General features: G+C 38.2%; 3 protein-coding genes. All 3 read left to right on the top strand.

Annotated features, from left to right (window positions below):
- Positions 1 to 140 precede the first annotated feature (140 nt).
- The 3 genes from FK220_RS19955 to FK220_RS19945 all read left to right on the top strand — a co-directional run bounded on the left by FK220_RS19955 (position 141) and on the right by FK220_RS19945 (position 1,872).
- The gene (locus FK220_RS19955) at positions 141 to 593 is read left to right on the top strand and encodes a hypothetical protein (RefSeq protein WP_152576126.1); all 453 of its coding nucleotides are present in this window, start codon (positions 141 to 143) and stop codon (positions 591 to 593) included.
- Between the two features lie 214 nt (positions 594 to 807).
- Entirely contained in the window at positions 808 to 1,191 is a 384-nt protein-coding gene (locus FK220_RS19950; protein ID WP_152576125.1) for a hypothetical protein, read from the top strand.
- Positions 1,192 to 1,410: 219 nt separating this feature from the next.
- Positions 1,411 to 1,872: a hypothetical protein gene (locus FK220_RS19945; protein ID WP_152576124.1), complete on the top strand. Its 462-nt coding sequence runs from the start codon at positions 1,411 to 1,413 to the stop codon at positions 1,870 to 1,872.
- Positions 1,873 to 2,171 lie beyond the last annotated feature (299 nt).

Genomic DNA, 2,171 nt, shown 5'->3' with positions numbered 1-2,171 from the left:
TGTATAACCGCAATTACGGCGGATTCGACTACGTCCGAATCCACTCGGAATTGCTAACGTCAGTGCTAAACCGAAAATTAACGCATATTAACCCGTAACTGCGGTTATACGAACCGTTAGCAACAAGCTGAAAAATGAAAATGAGAACCATCATACTGACTGGACTAACATTTTTGATAGGGTTTGGGTTATTTGCATGTAGCTGCCCTGTTTATAAAAACCTCGAAATTTTCCAGTTCGCGGAATTCGAACAGTCGGAATGTGTTTTTATTGGCGAAGTTTTGGAATTTAATCTCGACGAAAAGAGTTATCGGATAAAAGTTGTGGATTCATTCAAAGGAACGGAAAACGGACTGATTTTTGAAGGGACTTATGACCAACAATGCGGCCCAATAATTAATGGACTCGGTAAGTGGATTTTTTACGGACATACGGATTCAAATGGAGTACTGAGAGTAAATGAATGCGGACTGACCAGAAGTTTTGAAAATCCGGTTCACGGTTTAACGGACTTTGAAAAATCGGATTCTGAAATCAAAAAGCAAGCGCAAATGGACTTGGAGTTGGAAATCAAAAAATTGAGGGGAAAATAAAAGCCAGTTGCTAACAAAACCTATAGCAAATAGGGCGACAAGTGCTGTATTCATTGGCTTGGTCGTGTTTGCTAAGTCCGCCAAATCTTTTGGATTTGGCAATTAAAAAAAATAAAAATAATTACAAAACAAAAAGCTCTGGCTAGCAGACCAGACGGAAACGAAAAGTTTCCTTGCCTGCCCTACTTGCCATAGCCGAACCGTTGTGTGCCATATGAAAAATCTAATCTTAAATATTTGTCTTCTATTTTCAATTTTGACTTTCTCGCAGGAAAGAGCTGAAAACGAATTGGTTGGGAAAACTGAAACGGATTTGCTCGGATACTGGGAAAAGTTGTCTGAAAAACAGGAAGAAAAAAAATACTACGTCGAAATACAAAATGGGCAATTGTTCTTGAGCACGGGGAAATTCGAAGAAGGTGGACTAGATTTTAAAGTTTCGGACAAAATTCTTATTGAGATAATCGGAGAAAATAATATTATACTAAAGAACTTTATTCTAGAAAACGACGGGATTTCGAAACTGATTCTTTTGGACTCTAAAAAGCTGGTTTTAGAAAATGGAGGAGAACAGTTCGAGTTTATAAAATTGAAATAAAATACGGCACACAACAATACCTATAATTCAGCACTACATTCCAACTGGCCGACAATTTTTCCTACATTTAAACCATAAATCAGGACTTGAATGATTTCGTCCCGCAGCTTGCTCCGCAGGCCGGAGGTAAAGGCCATCGCTTTTCGCTTCGCCGCACTGCCAAACGTGCCGAAATCATAGCCGGACCGTTGTGCACTATTAAAATCACTTAGAAATTACATGAAGAAAACACTTCAAGTCTTGCTTATTACCTCAATAATTATTGCTTGTGGAGATGAAAATTCCAAAAATGCAGAACGATCGTCTGAGATTGAATCTCAACAAACTGACTTTCTCTGGCTACAAATAAGTGAAAATGACAGTGTGAAATTCAAAGGATTTTCTTTTAGATATTTCAATCAAGGTAAGGATTCAGTGCTTTTCGCACATTACGTTACGGATTTATATAGTTCATTCGAAGATTCAAAAAATCCTTTGTTTAGAAAACAATCTATTCAAGTACTTGATGCCTTAAGCAAGAACGCCAAATTACCTGATTCTATGTATGTTCAAGCAGTCGGGGAACAAAGTGGGGCTTTTATTAAAACGGGCTCCAATTTCAATATCTATAGCGGATTTGATGGAAATGAATGGTCAGTCAGTATAGACGGAAAATGGTTCTCAATTACAGACTTTAAATAACATAAAAAAACAGTGCACAACATCGGCTATGCTTCATTGCTACTCTTTCCCAAAAAGAAAATTCCTACTTTTAATTAATCAATAATCAAACCCAGGCTACTGCAACCCCTGGCTGGCTTTTTTGCCGTGAGCCGTTTTAAGGCAAAACAACCGCCCAAACGCAACGTTGCATAGCCGGGGCCGTTGTGCGCAAGCTGACCAAACCAAAACTATAGAATGAAAAAAACGCTAAATGACTTGACCAAAGACGAATGGAATACACTATATCCAATTGAATTGGTCGACCATAATCCAGAATG

This window comes from Pelagihabitans pacificus (assembly GCF_009371985.2).
GTDB classification, from domain to species: Bacteria; Bacteroidota; Bacteroidia; order Flavobacteriales; family Flavobacteriaceae; genus Pelagihabitans; species Pelagihabitans pacificus.
The sequence above is the reverse complement of the archived record's forward strand: the minus strand, read 5'-3'. Positions and strand labels throughout refer to the sequence as shown.

Coding starts and splice junctions, on each gene's coding strand:
- FK220_RS19955 (WP_152576126.1), top strand. CDS start 141: ATGAGAACCATCATACTGACTGGACTAACATTTTTGATAGGGTTTGGG.
- FK220_RS19950 (WP_152576125.1), top strand. CDS start 808: ATGAAAAATCTAATCTTAAATATTTGTCTTCTATTTTCAATTTTGACT.
- FK220_RS19945 (WP_152576124.1), top strand. CDS start 1,411: ATGAAGAAAACACTTCAAGTCTTGCTTATTACCTCAATAATTATTGCT.